At 58.9% G+C, this 14,902-nt stretch carries 12 protein-coding genes and 1 pseudogene; 6 read left to right on the forward strand and 7 right to left on the reverse strand.

What is annotated here, in order from left to right; all coding sequences use genetic code 11:
* Positions 1 to 191: 191 nt before the first annotated feature.
* Positions 192 to 1,445 (forward strand): annotated as a pseudogene (locus BM438_RS46950) (DUF4158 domain-containing protein); the annotation flags it as partial.
* Between the two features lie 248 nt (positions 1,446 to 1,693).
* Here the strand turns inward: BM438_RS46950 and BM438_RS08320 are convergent.
* From BM438_RS08320 to BM438_RS08335, 4 genes are all read right to left on the reverse strand, one after another.
* Complete coding sequence (locus BM438_RS08320) at positions 1,694 to 3,040, reverse strand: dicarboxylate/amino acid:cation symporter (protein ID WP_093633808.1); 1,347 nt, start codon at positions 3,038 to 3,040, stop codon at positions 1,694 to 1,696.
* Between the two features lie 102 nt (positions 3,041 to 3,142).
* The gene (leuD, locus tag BM438_RS08325; protein ID WP_093633809.1) at positions 3,143 to 3,760 is read right to left on the reverse strand and encodes a 3-isopropylmalate dehydratase small subunit; all 618 of its coding nucleotides are present in this window, start codon (positions 3,758 to 3,760) and stop codon (positions 3,143 to 3,145) included.
* Positions 3,753 to 5,174 carry a 3-isopropylmalate dehydratase large subunit gene (gene leuC / locus BM438_RS08330; protein ID WP_093633810.1) on the reverse strand — a complete coding sequence of 474 codons (1,422 nt, stop codon included), beginning with the start codon at positions 5,172 to 5,174 and terminating at the stop codon, positions 3,753 to 3,755. Before leuC ends, leuD begins: the two co-directional genes overlap by 8 nt.
* A 4-nt stretch (positions 5,175 to 5,178) precedes the next feature.
* Positions 5,179 to 6,057 carry an alpha/beta fold hydrolase gene (locus tag BM438_RS08335; protein ID WP_093633811.1) on the reverse strand — a complete coding sequence of 293 codons (879 nt, stop codon included), beginning with the start codon at positions 6,055 to 6,057 and terminating at the stop codon, positions 5,179 to 5,181.
* Between the two features lie 95 nt (positions 6,058 to 6,152).
* Here BM438_RS08335 and BM438_RS08340 point away from each other — a divergent pair, with 95 nt between their 5' ends.
* Positions 6,153 to 7,064, forward strand: a complete 912-nt coding sequence (locus BM438_RS08340) for a LysR family transcriptional regulator (protein WP_093633812.1) — start codon at positions 6,153 to 6,155, stop codon at positions 7,062 to 7,064.
* A 750-nt stretch (positions 7,065 to 7,814) separates the two neighbouring features.
* Here BM438_RS08340 and BM438_RS08345 read toward each other — a convergent pair.
* Entirely contained in the window at positions 7,815 to 8,633 is an 819-nt protein-coding gene (locus BM438_RS08345) for a helix-turn-helix transcriptional regulator (RefSeq protein ID WP_341865744.1), read from the reverse strand.
* Positions 8,634 to 8,706: 73 nt separating this feature from the next.
* Between BM438_RS08345 and BM438_RS08350 the strand changes: the two genes are divergently transcribed.
* On the forward strand, positions 8,707 to 9,519 hold the full coding sequence (locus BM438_RS08350) for an alpha/beta fold hydrolase (protein WP_093633813.1): 813 nt from the start codon (positions 8,707 to 8,709) through the stop codon (positions 9,517 to 9,519).
* Between the two features lie 23 nt (positions 9,520 to 9,542).
* On the opposite strand, the gene BM438_RS44715 is transcribed toward BM438_RS08350, so the two are convergent.
* The gene (locus tag BM438_RS44715; RefSeq protein WP_143131667.1) at positions 9,543 to 9,917 is read right to left on the reverse strand and encodes a hypothetical protein; all 375 of its coding nucleotides are present in this window, start codon (positions 9,915 to 9,917) and stop codon (positions 9,543 to 9,545) included.
* Positions 9,918 to 10,132: 215 nt separating this feature from the next.
* Positions 10,133 to 11,128, reverse strand: coding sequence for an alcohol dehydrogenase catalytic domain-containing protein (locus tag BM438_RS08355; protein WP_093633814.1), 996 nt, complete (start codon positions 11,126 to 11,128; stop codon positions 10,133 to 10,135).
* Positions 11,129 to 11,255: 127 nt separating this feature from the next.
* Between BM438_RS08355 and BM438_RS08360 the strand changes: the two genes are divergently transcribed.
* The 3 genes from BM438_RS08360 to BM438_RS08370 all read left to right on the forward strand — a co-directional run bounded on the left by BM438_RS08360 (position 11,256) and on the right by BM438_RS08370 (position 14,505).
* Positions 11,256 to 12,149: a LysR family transcriptional regulator gene (locus BM438_RS08360; protein WP_093633815.1), complete on the forward strand. Its 894-nt coding sequence runs from the start codon at positions 11,256 to 11,258 to the stop codon at positions 12,147 to 12,149.
* Positions 12,150 to 12,727: 578 nt separating this feature from the next.
* On the forward strand, positions 12,728 to 13,171 hold the full coding sequence (locus tag BM438_RS08365) for an acyl-CoA thioesterase (RefSeq protein WP_093633816.1): 444 nt from the start codon (positions 12,728 to 12,730) through the stop codon (positions 13,169 to 13,171).
* 248 nt (positions 13,172 to 13,419) lie between these two features.
* Positions 13,420 to 14,505, forward strand: coding sequence for an FUSC family protein (locus BM438_RS08370; RefSeq protein WP_167378341.1), 1,086 nt, complete (start codon positions 13,420 to 13,422; stop codon positions 14,503 to 14,505).
* The last annotated feature ends 397 nt before the right edge of the window (positions 14,506 to 14,902 follow it).

A 14,902-nucleotide genomic window follows, 5' to 3' on the forward strand; every position in this document is an offset into this window, starting at 1 on the left:
TCGTACTTTTCGTGCGGAATCTGGCGGTAGTCGCATGCAGAGCAACTCGCAGCAAGGCTCAGCGGCTCCACGGTTTTCGAGCAATCGGAGAACGCGCAGATCGTTGATCGATAAGGGGTCTCAGGATCAAACCGCCAGAAATTGCACGAAAAGTACGATTACCCCGAAAGGCGCATCTGATGCGCTACTCGATGACCAAGGTTCATGAACTAGCATACCCGGTACTCCCGGTGGAGCTGGAAGAGGCAGAATTGCGAACGGTCTACACGCCCAGCGCAGCCGAGATCCGGTTCGTTTTTGGCCAGTTCCGTCAGGCGCCTACGCGCGTGCCGGTCCTCGCGCAATTGAAGCTGCTGCAGCGCCTCGGGTACATGCCGGTAGTCTCGGATGTGCCTCCGGTCATCATCGAACACGTATGCACCGTGCTCGGCGTCCGCCCGCTGCCGCGCACCACCCTCGCGCGCTACGATCGCTCAGGCAGCAATTCCCGGCACCAGAAAAATCCTCCGTGAGTTCGTCCGGATTCTTCGTCGACAGCACTACACACGCCTGGCTGGCTGATATCGCCGCGCACGCGGCCAGGACCAAGGCGGAGTTGCCGGACATCGTCGACGTGATGCTGGAAGAGCTGGTCCGACGCCGCTACGAGCTGCCGCCGCTTGCGACGCTCACCCGGAGCGCTGGCCACGCCCGCAGTCAGCTCCACGAATCGATTTACCGCGCCTTCGTCGATTCTCTCGATGATGATCTGAAAGCCCGTGTCGACGCGCTGTTTCTGGTCCGGCGCGGCCGAACACAGTGGGACGAACTCAATCGCGAACCGAAGCGGCCCGGACCACGCGAGATCGCGCGTTTCCTCGAGCACATTCAGGCCATGAACGCGTTGGCCGATGGCTTGCCGCCCGTGCCAAGCGTACTCTCGGTCGCGAAGCGCATGCAGTTCGTCACTGAGGCACGCCCCACTTGACGTGCACGAAATGCGGGCGCTGAAGCCTGCCAAGCGCTACTTCATGCTCGCGCAACCTCAGAAAGCGCTCGACGACGTCGCCGAGATTTTCATCAAAACCGTGCGCAACCTCGAGCACACCGCCAAGCTGCGAGCCCAGCAGTACCAGCTCGCGCACGCCGACCAGTTGCAGTCGCCCGTCAGCAAGTTCCGCGACGTCCCGAACGTACTGCAGGACGACGAAACACCCGCTGCCATGCGCATCGCGCAGATGCGTGCCGCGTTGAACAACGATCCCGATGCTGTCCTGATTCGCTGCAACGAGCATTTTGCGCAGGCTGGCAATCACATCTTTCCATTCCTGCTCGCGCCGTACAAAAACCTGCGCTCGTTGTTACTCCAGTGTCTCGAGCAACTCTCGCTGAAGCCGAGCTCGCAGGACGACGCCTTACTTCGGGCGCTCGAGTGGATCGAGCAACTACGTACGTCGCGACGCGAATAGAGCGTCACGCTGCTTTGCGCGCGGGCGGCGATTGCAAACGTGCTCAATGTGCCTGCAGCAACGACTTTCATCTTCATTGCGATTCCTGTTTCTGGCAAAGGACGGTCTCCGCCGTTTGCAGCAGCTGGGTTTGTACCGGAGGGCGCCTGCAAAAACATCGTGCGACACATAGAATACCTTCGGCACCGAGAGGGACCGCTATTTCCTGCCGTCGCTCCACCCTGCTCGACAAGTTGGCATACCGCTTAACGTTGCCGGTCTGTGAACTCGTAATCCGCATTGAGTTTTCGGGAGTCTTTGCCCACCCGGCCGTTTTCCGATCTCGACATCTCCAACTGGGCGCGCAACATGCCGCGGTCCAGCTCCTTCTCCCACGCAGCGACCATGATTGTCGCCACGCCGTTCCCGATAATGTTTGTCAGCGCGCGGCATTCCGACATGAACCGGTCGATGCCGAGAATTAGCACCATCGCCGCGACCGGCACCGTCGGCACCACCGAAAGACTCGCGGCCAGGGTGATGAATCCCGCGCCAGTCACCCCAGTTGATCCTTTCGATGTCAGCATGGTCACCGCGAGCAGAGTGATTTCCTGCATAACGGTCATGTGCGTATTTGTAGCCTGCGCAAGGAACAGCACGGCGAGCGTCATGTAGATGTTGGTGCCATCTAGATTGAACGAATAACCCGTCGGCACGACCAGTCCGACAATTCCGCGCGAACAGCCGAGCCGTTCCAGTTTTTCCATTAATTGCGGTAATGCGGCTTCCGATGTCGACGTCCCTAGTACAATCAGCAACTCGTCTCTGATATATGCCAAGAAGCGAAATAAGCTGAACCCACAAGCCTTCGCGACCAGTCCCAGCCCGCACGCCACGAACAGAAACGCGGTTAGATAGAATGTGCCGATGAGTTTCATCATGGGCAGAAGGGATTCAATGCCGTATCGGCCGATGGTGAACGCCATCGCCCCGAAGGCACCGATCGGCGCAAGACTGGTGATCATGTGAACGATCTTGAAAAACGCCTTCGATAACGCGTCGATCAAGTCGATCACCGGCTTCGCCTTTTCGCCCATCACCGCGAGAGCGGAGCCGAACAACATCGCGATTAGCAGCACTGGCAAAATGTCGCCCTGTGTGAATGCGCCAACGAACGTGTCCGGGATGACATGCATCAGGAAGCCGGTCAGGCCTTCCCCGTGCTGGGCCTTCGCTGCGTACCCCACGATGGAGCTTGCGTCAAGTGTCGAAGGATCGACGTTAAAGCCCTTGCCCGGCTGGAGGACATGTGCGGCGAGCAGGCCGATCGCCAGCGCTATTGTCGATACAACCTCGAAGTAGATCAGCGCCTTCCCGCCGACGCGTCCGACCTTGCGCATGTCGTGCATGCTCGCGATTCCTGTCACCACCGTGCAGAAAATCACTGGACTGATGATCATGCGTACGAGTTTGATGAAGGCGTCGCCGAGCGGTTTCATCGCAATGCCGTCGGAAGGAACAAGATGGCCGAGTAGTATGCCGGTTATGATCGCGGCGATTACCTGGACGTAAAGTACCTTGTAAAACGGTTTCCTGACGGGCTTGGATCTCATGTCTCCTCCGTTATAATTGAAAGCGCGTCCTCACCACTTCATGGCAAGCGCCCGGAAGCTGTCGAACTCGCGTCGTTCTGAATGCGGCCGAAGCCGCGCGTGCTACATCACGGCAGCCCACGGATAGCGCTCAAAGTGGCGCTTTTCAAATATTTCGATGCCGGCAAGTTGCGTGCACGTAAGGTCGATCGTGTCCATCCCTTCGATCACCATGCGCTTATGGCGTACACCCAGCGGGAAGTTGAAGGTCTTGCCGCTTGCATTCGACGTCACGGTCTGCGCTTCGAGATCAATCTTTAATTCGGACTTCGGAGCTTTCACTGACTCGCGCAGCAGAACGTCAACCGCCTCACGATCCAGTTGCACTAGAAGCAGGCGATTATTCATCGCGTTCGAGTAAAAGATCTCCGCGAAGCTAGGCGCGATGACGGCCTCGAAACCATATTGCTGAAGGCCCCAGACTGCGTGTTCGCGGCTTGACCCACAACCAAAGTTCGATCCCCCGATTAGGATCCGCGCGGATTTATATTCCTGCCGATTCAATACACACGAATCGATAGGGTCGCCATGTTCATCGAAACGGAGGTCGTAAAGAAGGCCTGCGCTCAAGCCAACCTTATCGATAATCCGAAGGAATTGCTTTGGCATGATCTGGTCGGTATCGAGATTCTCAATCGGTAACGGCGCGGCACTGCCTTCTATCACGGTCAACTTAGACATGGAAGCTCTCCAGCGTTCGGACATCAGTGATTTTGCCGGTCAGCGCCGCGGCGGCAGCCATCGCGGGGCTCATTAAATGCGTGCGCCCCCCCCGTCCTTGCCGTCCCTCGAAATTTCGATTGGTAGTGGATGCACAGCGTTCGCCCGCCTGCAGAAAGTCGTCGTTCATCGCTAGACACATGGAGCAACCCGGCTCGCGCCATTCGAAACCGGCGCTCTTCAAAATGTGTGCAATGCCTTCTGCTTCGGCCTGTCGACGCACTGATCCCGACCCCGGCACGATCATCGCTCGCACGCCCTGGGCGACTTTTCGCCCGCGTACAATCTCGGCGACGATACGCAGATCCTCGATACGTCCATTTGTGCACGAACCGATGAAGACGCGGTCGATCGGCGTTCCCGCGATAGGCCGATGTGATTCGAGATCGATGTACTTCAGCGCCCGCTGCAATGCCGCGGCGGCTTCGGGCGTGACTTGAGAAGCGGCGTCGGGAACGAGCTCGTCGACGCGCATTGCCTGATCAGGGCTCGTGCCCCAAGTGACGTACGGGGCGATTTCGCTCGCGTCGAAATGGTGCTCCGCATCGAAAGTTGCGCCCTCGTCCGACCTGAGCTGGGCCCAGTCGGTAAGCGCGGTCTGCCACGCGGCGTCATCGAGCGACGTTGCATGGGCGCGAACATAGTCAAAAGTCACTTGATCGGGCGCGATCAACGCGGCCCGCGCGCCCGCCTCCACAGTCATATTGCACAGGGTCATGCGAGCTTCGGCCGAAAGGGCGGCCACGGTCGATCCGGCGAATTCAACCGCATAACCCCTTGCCCCCTGAGCACCGATCTGGCTGATGATCCAGATGATCAAGTCTTTCGACGACGTGCCGTAAGGCAATGCGCCATCGATAGTGATACGCATGGTCTGCGCCACGCGATACACGAGCGTCTGCGTGGCAAGCACGTGCTCGACCTCTGACGTACCGATTCCAAATCCGAGTGCTCCAAGCGCTCCATACGTTGTCGTGTGGCTATCGCCGCAGAGGACGACCATGCCGGGTCGGATCAGGCCCAGCTCGGGTGCGATGATATGTTCGATGCCCTGCAGCAGATTATTAGCGGCGAACAGGCGAATGCCGGCTTCATCGCAATTGCGCGCGAGGTTGTCGGCTAGCAGCAACGATGCGGAATCACGAATCACGCGGGGTGATTCCGCGTGGGTCGGGATAATATGGCTAACGACGGCGAGTTGCTGGTGCGGGCGGCGCACGTGACGGTTCTTGGCCCGGACACCACTGAACGCTTGGGGGCTCGTGTACTCGTTCATCAGATGCAGGTCGACGTACAGTAGAACGTTCTGATCATCGATACGCGAAACCGTGTGCGTATCGACGAGTTTTCTATAGAAGGTTGTGGAGGTTGGCATGGTTTTAGTTTTTTAGGAACGGGAAGGCACACTCAATCAACAACTCGGGCGCTTCCTCAGGGATGTAATGACCACAAGGCAGCGCGCAGCCCGTGACGTTGTCGGAAAACGACTTCCATTCGGCGACCGGGTCGAAACACTTCTCAATCACGCCATCGGCGCCCCAAAGCGCCAGGAACTCGCACGCGATTTTTTGGCCGGTCGCGAGCGACTCGCGGTCGTGCTCCAGGTCGATCGTCACGCTTGCCCGGTAGTCCTCGCAGATGCCGTGCGCCGTGCCGGGGATCTGCAGGCATCGTAGATATTCCGCGTAGGCCTCGCGCGTGAACGGCCTCAGGCCCGCGCTGCGCGCCCCAATGGTCTGCTTGAGGTAAAGGTCGGCGTCGGCGTTGATCAGCGTTTCGGGAAACGGCGCCGGGCGCACCAGGAAGAACCAGTGCCAATAGGCGCGGGCGAATTCGAAGGAGGTCTGTTCGTACATTGCCAAGGTTGGCGCGACGTCGAGCGTAATGAGCTTTGTTACCGCCTGCGGGTGATCCAACGCCATGCGGGCCGCAACACGGCCGCCTCGATCGTGACCCAAGACCGCGAACGTTTCATGGCTCAGCGCGTGCATCAGGTCAACCTGATCTTGCGCGAGGCGGCGCTTTGAATAATTGCTGTGATCGGACAGACCTTGAGGCTTGCCGCTGTCGCCATAACCGCGAAGATCTGCGGCGACTACCGTGAAGTGCTGTGCCAGCGCCGGTGCGACCTTATGCCATATAGCGTGAGTCTGTGGATGGCCATGTAGAAGGAGCAATGCCGGCCCTGCGCCTCCGGTGATTGCCTTAATTTTGACGCCGTCGACGGTCGCCGATACGTCCTTGAATTTGTCGAACATCATTGCCTCCATCAGTTTTATGAAGTCTAATTGATGCGTCGATCGACATGATTTCTATTGAAGCAATCCAGTCTTCACTTTTGGGAACGAATCGAATGGACGGTTTTTCCGACCTTAGTCTCTTCGCGAGGGTGGCGCGGCATCGCAATCTAGCGGCGGCGGCGCGAGATTTGGGGGTTACGCCGCCCTCTATCAGCAAGCGCTTGGCACAACTCGAGCGGCGGCTAGGCGTACGGCTTCTGAACCGCACGACCCGCCGCGTCAGCCTGACGCCCGAAGGCGAGCTGTACCTGACGAACGGGTCGCGGATTCTCGATGAACTTGCGGAACTCGAGCAGTTGGTCGCGAAAAGCCGTGGCGAACCAGCCGGGTTGCTGCGCGTGAATGCATCGTTCGGATTTGGACGTACACGCGTGGCGCCGGCCATATCGAGGTTCGTCGCGCGGTATCCGACGATCAAGATCCAACTCCATTTGTCGGACAGACCGGTAAATTTGCAGGACGAAGGTTTTGACCTCGGCATTCGTTTCGGCGATGTCCCCGACGCACGCATCAATGCACGACTGCTGATGAAGAACCGGCGGATCGTGTGCGCATCGCCGGAATATCTGACGGCGTTCGGCGCACCAACAACGCCGCACGAGCTAACGCGGCATGCGTGTCTCGTACTTCGGGAGAATGAATCGGCTTACGGTACTTGGCACTTCACGCGTGGGAAAAAGAATGAGACGGTCAAGGTTGACGGGCCGTTAAGCAGCAACGACGGCACCGCGGTTCTTGAATGGGCGCTCGACGGACGCGGCATTGCCGTTCGTTCGCAATGGGAGACGGAGGCGTTGGTTCGGGATGGGAAGCTCGTCGTATTGCTCAATGATTGGACGCTTCCTAATGCGGACATCCATGCAATCTATCTTGAACGACATCAGCTGTCGGCCAAGCTCAGGACATTCGTCGACTTTCTCGGCGGAGAACTAGCAAGGCAGGACGTAGCAATCGGGGATCTATGACAATGGTCTTTATCCGGGTGGGAAGGTGATCCCGATAAAGACGCTGGTTCGAACGGCGTAACCGGTCGACCGCCTATGTCAACTTGGGCCCGCGACGCTGATCCGTAAGTCAGAGGGATGCCGCGCCGCGCGATCTCGCGCACCGGTTAGCCATTTGTTCTGTCCGCTGCAGCAAACAAGGGGTGTCGAGCAGGTTACGCAGGAAGCTACTTGCCTGGCGCGCAGCGATGTCAACAACGACCCTACTCAGATTGTGGTGACCGACTGTCAATCGGCGAGGTTTAGCACCAGCCCGGCAGCAACGGCCCATGTCAACGTCAACTCCGGCGCGCTTCGCGCGGCGAGCGCAGCGTGGCTGCAGAGCAAACCGAACGCCATTAAAACGACGATTCTCCAATGATTGTTTTTTAAAGAAAATTCAAAACAAACCGCCAGACTTAACACAGAAAGGACGAATACCCCACCGTGGAACGATCTCTCTGGATCTGCCCGGACCTCCCCACGCTCTCACATCATTGCCCCACGCGCGCGCGAATCGGGACCCACCCTGCCCGAGCCGCTTACGGCAAGCTCACCGCCACCGGCAGTCCTCTAGCGGGCTTCCGTGGGAGAGTGAGATCAAGTGAAATAAATCACGACTTCCAGCCTACTTATACTTATTGGGAGGGCCGCGAAAGAGGTCAGCATCTCCCGTTGGGTGAATCCTTGCGATGCGAGTGCTTGACAGCAAGGTTTCGACGCTGAGCCAAGCTAAGCGTCGCCGGCTACGGCGTAAATGGCAAGCTTCAGCGCTGGATTATCGTTCGCCTGAAAAGTAGCAAACTTGAACTTCAGATCGCCCTGAACCGGGTGGGTCATTGTCTTGACACCTGACACCGGTGCCCCCACCTCGTGAGAAGTCCACCATTCACTGAATTCCGGACAGCGCGTGCGCAGTTGTTCGACCAAGGTACCGAACGCTGCATCTCCCGCCCACAAATCGTGCGCGACCCGAAAGAGCGATACCATGCGGCGCGCTTCGTCTCCCCAAGTCTCACCGAACAGCCGCCTCGCCGCCGGGTCACCCAACATGTAGAGAAGTATGTTGCGTTCTTCACACGGGAGAAGCGCGAAGTCGGTAAATAGGTCGGCCGCCGCGTCATTCCACGCAAGGATGTCCCAGCGCTGCCCGAGCACGTAGGCGGGCTGTTGGAAACTCGCAACCAGATGGCTGATCGTCTCAGGGACAACTTCGATTACGAAGGCTTTGCGTTTCGGTGTTTCAGCAAGGGCGCGCAGATGAGACAACTCGGCCTTACCGAGCCGAAGTGCTTGGCCCAACGCCGAGATCGTCGATGCAGAGGGTGACACTGCCCGCCCCTGCTCGAGCTTTATATACCATTCAACGCTAATCCCGGCGAGTTGCGCCACCTCTTCACGACGAAGCCCTGGTGCTCGCCTGCGACGAAGAGTGGGAAGCTCAACGTCGCCAGGGAGAAGCTTCGTCCGGCGCGACCGTAGAAACTCGCCTAATTGCTTACTGCTGCGCATAGCATCCCTTTTGGTGGCACTCCGCAATACCAGTATCATACTGGCTCTTGTTGAGCGCGCCTTTCTTGTCAAAAATGCGCCTGAACAAAGGATAAGCGGAGAAAGCGCTCTCATGAAAACCGATGTAGATGGAACAAGCTGGAACTGGGTCAGGCAGGGCACGCTCGGGTCGCCCGTTGTGGTTCTGATCCACGCTGTTGGCCTGGATCTCTCCTATTGGGAGAAGCAGATCCAGCTCTTGGCGCCGAACTATGATGTGATCGCCGTCGATCTTCCCGGGCACGGTCAATCGGCCGCTCCATCAGCAGACTGGAGCTTCGAGAAGGCGGCGGCCGGTATCGTGGCTGTCCTCGACGACGCAGCCGTAAGAGCCGCACATCTTATTGGCCTGTCGATCGGCGGGATGATCGCGCAGGAAGTTGCCATTTCATACCCGGCCCGTGTTCGATCATTAATGCTCCTCGCGACCGCAGCCACCTTCTCCGATGAGGCACGCGCTGCAATGCTGCAGCACGCAGCACTTGCCGAAGCGCGGGGCATGGAAGCCGTTCTGCCTTTTGTTCATTATTGGGTTACCAGTGAGACAGCACGAGATCGGCCGGACATTATTGATCGCATCTCTCTGAGCGTGCTGCGTCTCGATGCATCGGACTATGCGCTGATTTGGCGAATGATCGCTGGCTTCGACGCTTCGGCGCGCTTGGGCACAGTTCGGTGCCCGACCGTTGTGCTCGTCGGCGACCGCGACCTTAACACGCCTGAGGCCTACGCCGTCTTACTTGCCGCTGCCGTTCATCAGGGTAATACTATCGTCCTACCAGGGGCATCGCACTTGATCCCCCTCGACCTCCCCGTAGAGACAGCCTCGGCTATCGAAAAGTGGCTGGCGCACGCTGAGTCACATTACGAAAAAGGTGCGCTTTAAAAGTACTTGCGGCGTCTCGTCGTTTAACTGTGTATTTCCTCCCAAAAACTTGACGACTGAAATCCGCGCGCTTGAAAGCTGAAAGTGTCCAGCCAGGCGCCCACACACATCCGCGGCGCCGCGCTTCCTGCTCTGCGAGCGTCATCAATGACTGCCGTGGCCGCTGCCACGCAGGCGTTCGGGAACAAACAGCTGCCCCAGTTGAAGCTGCATAGAACCGGTGTCACTCCATAACCCGCAGGCATAGCTTCCGTTCCTGGGTGCACCAGCGTGATCGCGAGCGGCTGCGGATTAACTGGACCAGCCCTATGCTCGTTGAATTGCCGCAGCGGCACACTGACCGCGTTGCGCATTTGCTGCGCGTCGGACACGTCGGCAATGACGATAAGTGGAGTCACTGCGCGCGGCCTCATATGTCTGGTTCACAATCTGTCGAAATATTCTGAGGCGAATGCGATCGCGCCGGCACCAGCCAGCACCGAAAGCCAGACGAGGGTCGTGTCAGTCGTGGGTACCCGCGCGCTTGCAGGCCGATTGATGACGACCACGCAGTCCGCCCATGCCGACTGTTCGGCGTTTTCGACAATAGACGTTGTCGCGAGCCTGCGGCCAACTACGTCACAAGGACAGCTTTGGCACCATCCGGCGACTCATAGGCCATGGCGAGTTCGATCTGATCGTAACGGAATTCCTTGCCGATTCTGGTTTTGAACATGGGATCGTCGATCACGCCCTCAAGCGTTTGCAGCGCCGCAACGAGGTTCGCCTGCTTCTTCACCGTCCGGCTTTCGAAATTGCTGAATCTCCTCATGCTCAGGTTCTTCATCATGAACAATACGGACTGAATAGAGACCGGCGCAGTGCCACCCAAAAACCCATAGGAATAGATCGTCGAATTCGTCGGCAAGCTGGGGGCGATTCCTGTCAGCAAGTCGCCGCCGACGCCATCGAATACCGCCGTCGTCCCCAGTTCGGTGGACAGCACACCAAGCGTGTCGGTGAAGCCCTCGGTGGTGACGATGACATGCTCCACGCCCAAGCGGCCCAGCGCGTCTCGCGCTGCGGCGTTGCGCACCAGGAAAATCGCCGGTATGTTTCTGCTGCGCGCAAGCGAAGCAAGCGCATAACCAGTGGCCGAGTTCCCAGCCGTGACGATGACGCCCTTGTGGCCCGCGTTGGCGATCTCTTCGAGAAAGGCGTATGCCGTTATGACGTTGACGAGTGAGCCACAATAGTCGCGCGTACTTACGTAGTCCGGCAGGATCAGACAGGTCGTATAAGGGACATGTGCCCGTTCGCACCAAAGCCCGACACTCTCCGAACTTCTGTCGAGCGACCGGTATATCGCCACCTGCTTGCCCGCATATTCAAGGGGCACGCCCGAACCCACCGCTGCCACGCGCCCGGCCCCCGACGCGCCCCAAACGCCATGCTGGTCCAACGCGAGCGCGTTACCGGCCGCTGTGGGCATCGTCAGGAAAGTCTTGTCGCCATGGTTGATCGCCGAGGCATCCATGTCTATCAGCACATGACCGGGCGCGGGCTCGTCCTGAGTCGGAATGTCACGAACCTCTAGCTCCCGGCCACGTGTTACACAAATTGCTTTCATTGTTCAGTCCTCTGGTTCAGGTGTCGGTGATTGCACACCCCGTAACCTAAGCAACTTCGCTTATTGCCGAAATGCTGTGTCGGGGCATACCATCCATTCCGTTCCAGAATTGATGCGGACAGCCCATATGGACCGATTGAACGCGATTCGTCTGTTTGTACGCCTCGTCGAACGCGGCAGTTTTTCCGCCGTGGGGCGTGAGGAAGGGATTGGACAGCCGGCGGTCAGCAAGCAGATCGGCGCGCTGGAACGGCATCTTGGTGCCCAACTCGTCTTGCGGACCTCGCGCCAGGTCGTTATCACGGACGCAGGACAAACCTTCTACGAGTCGGCCAAGCAGCTCGTGGACGCGTTCGACGCGCTCGAGTCGTCCGTAGGAGACCGCCAGCATTCGCCACGAGGCGTGGTCAGGGTCAATACGGCTCCGGCGCATGGGCGGCTTTGCATTACGCCGCTGCTACCTGGGTTCTTCCGTCAGTATCCGGACGTCGCGATCGAATTGTCGGTATCCGAGCGGCATGTCGACCTCGTCGGCGACGGTGTCGATGTGGCGGTCCGCCACGGGCGACTGGTGGACTCCTCTCTCACCGCACGGAAGCTGTCCGAGACAGACTTCGTGCTCGCGGCGAGCCCGGGCTATCTTGCTGCTCACGGTGTTCCGACGCGGCTTGCGGACCTCGATGAGCACACCTGCATCGTCTTTGCGAACGGCCGCGAGCGCTACCCCTGGTCGCTGAAGGTCGGGAGGGAGCTGGTCTCCTATGTACCGCACGGCTCGCTGCTGACTGGCGATGCGGAGCATATTCGCGCGGCGGTGCTGTGCGGGCTTGGCATTGCTCAGGCGCCGTTCTGGCTCATGGCGGAAGAAATCCGATCCGGCGACATCGAGGTGTTGCTGCCAGATCTGCAACCCGAGCGCGTCCCGATTCACCTTGTCTATCCGGCGGGTCGTCGAGTGCCGATGAAGGTTAGAGTTTTCATCGAGTATCTTGTTTCGGCATTTGCGCGTTCAGAGCTTTGAAACGCAGTTCAGTCACGTGTGGCTGTAAGTCGGCCAACGCGGAGACGCTGAATCGTTGGCAATCTACGGGTTGGCTTCGACTGTCTCTTCATGGGCCGACCTGTGCTTCACGTCCCGCATGCGTCAACCCACAGGCCGCGCATTGCACGTCAGACCATGACCGATCCCGCTCCGGTCAGACAACTTTCTCCAAACCGGTCAGTCAGCCAAATTCAGGTTTTGCAAACGGGAGTGCCACTAAGCGGCCGTTGGCGACCTCGCCCAATCGGCCACGAGCAGTCTCTCGAACTCGTCGGCGAACCTCTGTCGACGAGCGACGAGCCGCCATTTTTCGAGGCAACGACGCCCAATGACACGGCAGACGGGCCTACGCCCAACAGTGATTGTCGTTTAAGCGATTCGTTCGCGTCTCGTCACAGTCAGCAATGTGGTTGTGTCCCGCCTATCGGGACGCCGGCCTCGAGCCAGTTTTTGTCAGCCTTGACGACATTAGGGAAAACCCCTAGCATAAATCAGGTGTTAACCCTCATTTTGCTTTTCGCGTCAAGGCCGCGCCACTTTCAACGATGGGATACCCGATGAATTTTCATACCCGCAAATGGGTCAAGCCCGAAGACCTGAACCCAAACGGCACGCTGTTCGGAGGCAGCCTGCTGCGCTGGATCGACGAGGAAGCGGCGATCTATGCCATCTGCCAGCTCGCCAACGAGCGCATTGTCACGAAGTTCATGTCGGAGATCAATTTCGTCAGCTCGGCGCGTCAAGGCGACATCATCGAGCTCGGCATGACCGCCACGCACTTCGGGAGCACATCAATCACGCTGCGCTGCGAAGTCCGCAACAAGATCACCCGCAATAGCATTCTGACTGTCGAAAAGATGGTGTTCGTCAATCTCAACGAGAGCGGCGAGCCGGCACCGCACGGGCGGACGAAGATCTGTCATGCGGACGAGGCGTTTGCTCGGTACCCGCAAGACCGTGAACATATCGCCTGTTGTGCAGCCGCCGGCGGGCAACGCTGACAGTGCGCGTCGAAGCAGATACGATGCGCTGAGCGTCTTGTGCTGCCTGGTCATTGCGACGGGCATACAGCGGGCATCGCGCTGTAGCCCCGCGCGCGGATGAACCCAACTGGCTGCATGTATATGCGGCACTGGCACCCGATACTCGATGTCCGCGCTGTTCTTGGCGACTGAGATAGAGTGCGGACCGCCGCCCGTATAGATAAGACGTATAGGAGTCCGATGGGCGCTCGGCCTCGACCCGGACGTTGGCCATAAGAGAAAACATCGTTAGTCGCCTCCGGTTTCATGCCCATATGTTTAATCTGATCAACGTCAGGATGCTGTCGCGCGGCGCCACGCTGCTTGCGCCTATTTTCATCGCGGGACTCGTGACAGGTAACGCGATGTGGTTCCGCGTCGAAATCGCGACCGTTTCAGCGTTTATTGCGGCGGAGCGATCGCGCCTCGCCCCACTCGGGCTGCTGCTGCATTTGCTCGTCGTAGGCCTCGGTTTTGTCGCAATGACCATATCCGCCGGAAGGCCAGCTTTGTTCGTGATTGCGTCAGTGTTGCTCGCGATTGCCTGCGTGGCCGTCACTGCCGCGGGCACAGAGATGCGCTGGGTAGGCTCCTTCACCTTCATCCCAGTCCTCTACCTCGCCTGCGTCACGGCAAACGATGCGAACGGGCGGAATCTGGCGCAGCTTGGTCTCCTCGGTCTCAACACGCTCCCCTATCTGCTTTGCGCGGCACTACCCGTCATACTGGACGCGATCATTTCTTATCCTGCAAAGCGCTGCGCGGACAGATCGAACAGCCCTGGTTGGCTCGCCGTTCGGCAAGTCTCGGAAACACCGTCACCCGGCTGTTTCGAAGGGATGATCGCCGCTGCCCTTGCCGTTGGCGTCGCCGCATCGCTCGTCGAGTGGCATCACGTTCACTACGCGCAATGGCTGGTCTGGTCGGCCGCCAGCGTCGTCACCGGTGATGTCGCGACGGCGTGCGCCAAATGGAAAGACCGGATGATGGGCGCGATGGTCGGCGTGCCCGCCGGTATGCTGGTGGGAATCTTCATGCCACACGCCCCGCTACTCTCAGACGTATTGACGGCCGCGCTCGCATTGACGCTCGTCGCGTTCAATCAATATGTCATAGCATTCGGCACGAGATGCGCGCTACACGCCGTCGCAATCATCGTCGCTGGACATGCCCTTTTTTCAACCGACGACCGCGCGATAAACGTCGGTATTGGCAGCATGATCGGCATCGTCTTCGTGCTGGGAACGAACTTAATCAGGCGGTCGCTCAAAGGCCGGTGGCATCGTGCCGTCTTTGGACCTCACCATCGTTAAGCGCCGAATGGCGAATGGCCTCGTTGCTAACCAGGGTATCGGTCCCGGCGCACTCCTTTCAACCGAAAGTCACGTATGGATCGATAGCCGGTTCGTCGACTGCGTGCGACCTGTGCGCCTCACGTCACCACAGCTCCGGCCGATAATTGGAGCCATGAAAACCCGAACCGAATGACGCCAACGTCCTGACTTCGGTCATGAACGCTGTCGCCTACACCCCAGATACCGTCGAGGATCAGGTGTGAACGGCGGTCAGAATCCGGACAGCAGATGGGCGGCGTCGATCAGGAACGGGAACGAGTGTGATCTTCAGAGCGGTTTCGTGATGACTGGTCGGGATACCGATGGACGGCATCGGTACGACCTGGTGTTCCGTCCCAGAAATAACTTTGCATAA

Source organism: Paraburkholderia aspalathi (genome assembly GCF_900116445.1).
Classification (GTDB): domain Bacteria; phylum Pseudomonadota; class Gammaproteobacteria; order Burkholderiales; family Burkholderiaceae; genus Paraburkholderia; species Paraburkholderia aspalathi.

Bases quoted from the DNA above. Each gene is read 5' to 3' on its own strand.
- leuC (WP_093633810.1), bottom strand. From the start codon at position 5,174: ATGCCAACCTCCACAACCTTCTATAGAAAACTCGTCGATACGCACACG.
- BM438_RS08340 (WP_093633812.1), top strand. From the start codon at position 6,153: ATGGACGGTTTTTCCGACCTTAGTCTCTTCGCGAGGGTGGCGCGGCAT.
- BM438_RS08320 (WP_093633808.1), bottom strand. From the start codon at position 3,040: ATGAGATCCAAGCCCGTCAGGAAACCGTTTTACAAGGTACTTTACGTC.
- BM438_RS08360 (WP_093633815.1), top strand. From the start codon at position 11,256: ATGGACCGATTGAACGCGATTCGTCTGTTTGTACGCCTCGTCGAACGC.
- BM438_RS08365 (WP_093633816.1), top strand. From the start codon at position 12,728: ATGAATTTTCATACCCGCAAATGGGTCAAGCCCGAAGACCTGAACCCA.
- BM438_RS08355 (WP_093633814.1), bottom strand. From the start codon at position 11,128: ATGAAAGCAATTTGTGTAACACGTGGCCGGGAGCTAGAGGTTCGTGAC.
- leuD (WP_093633809.1), bottom strand. From the start codon at position 3,760: ATGTCTAAGTTGACCGTGATAGAAGGCAGTGCCGCGCCGTTACCGATT.
- BM438_RS08345 (WP_341865744.1), bottom strand. From the start codon at position 8,633: ATGATACTGGTATTGCGGAGTGCCACCAAAAGGGATGCTATGCGCAGC.
- BM438_RS08335 (WP_093633811.1), bottom strand. From the start codon at position 6,057: ATGTTCGACAAATTCAAGGACGTATCGGCGACCGTCGACGGCGTCAAA.
- BM438_RS08350 (WP_093633813.1), top strand. From the start codon at position 8,707: ATGAAAACCGATGTAGATGGAACAAGCTGGAACTGGGTCAGGCAGGGC.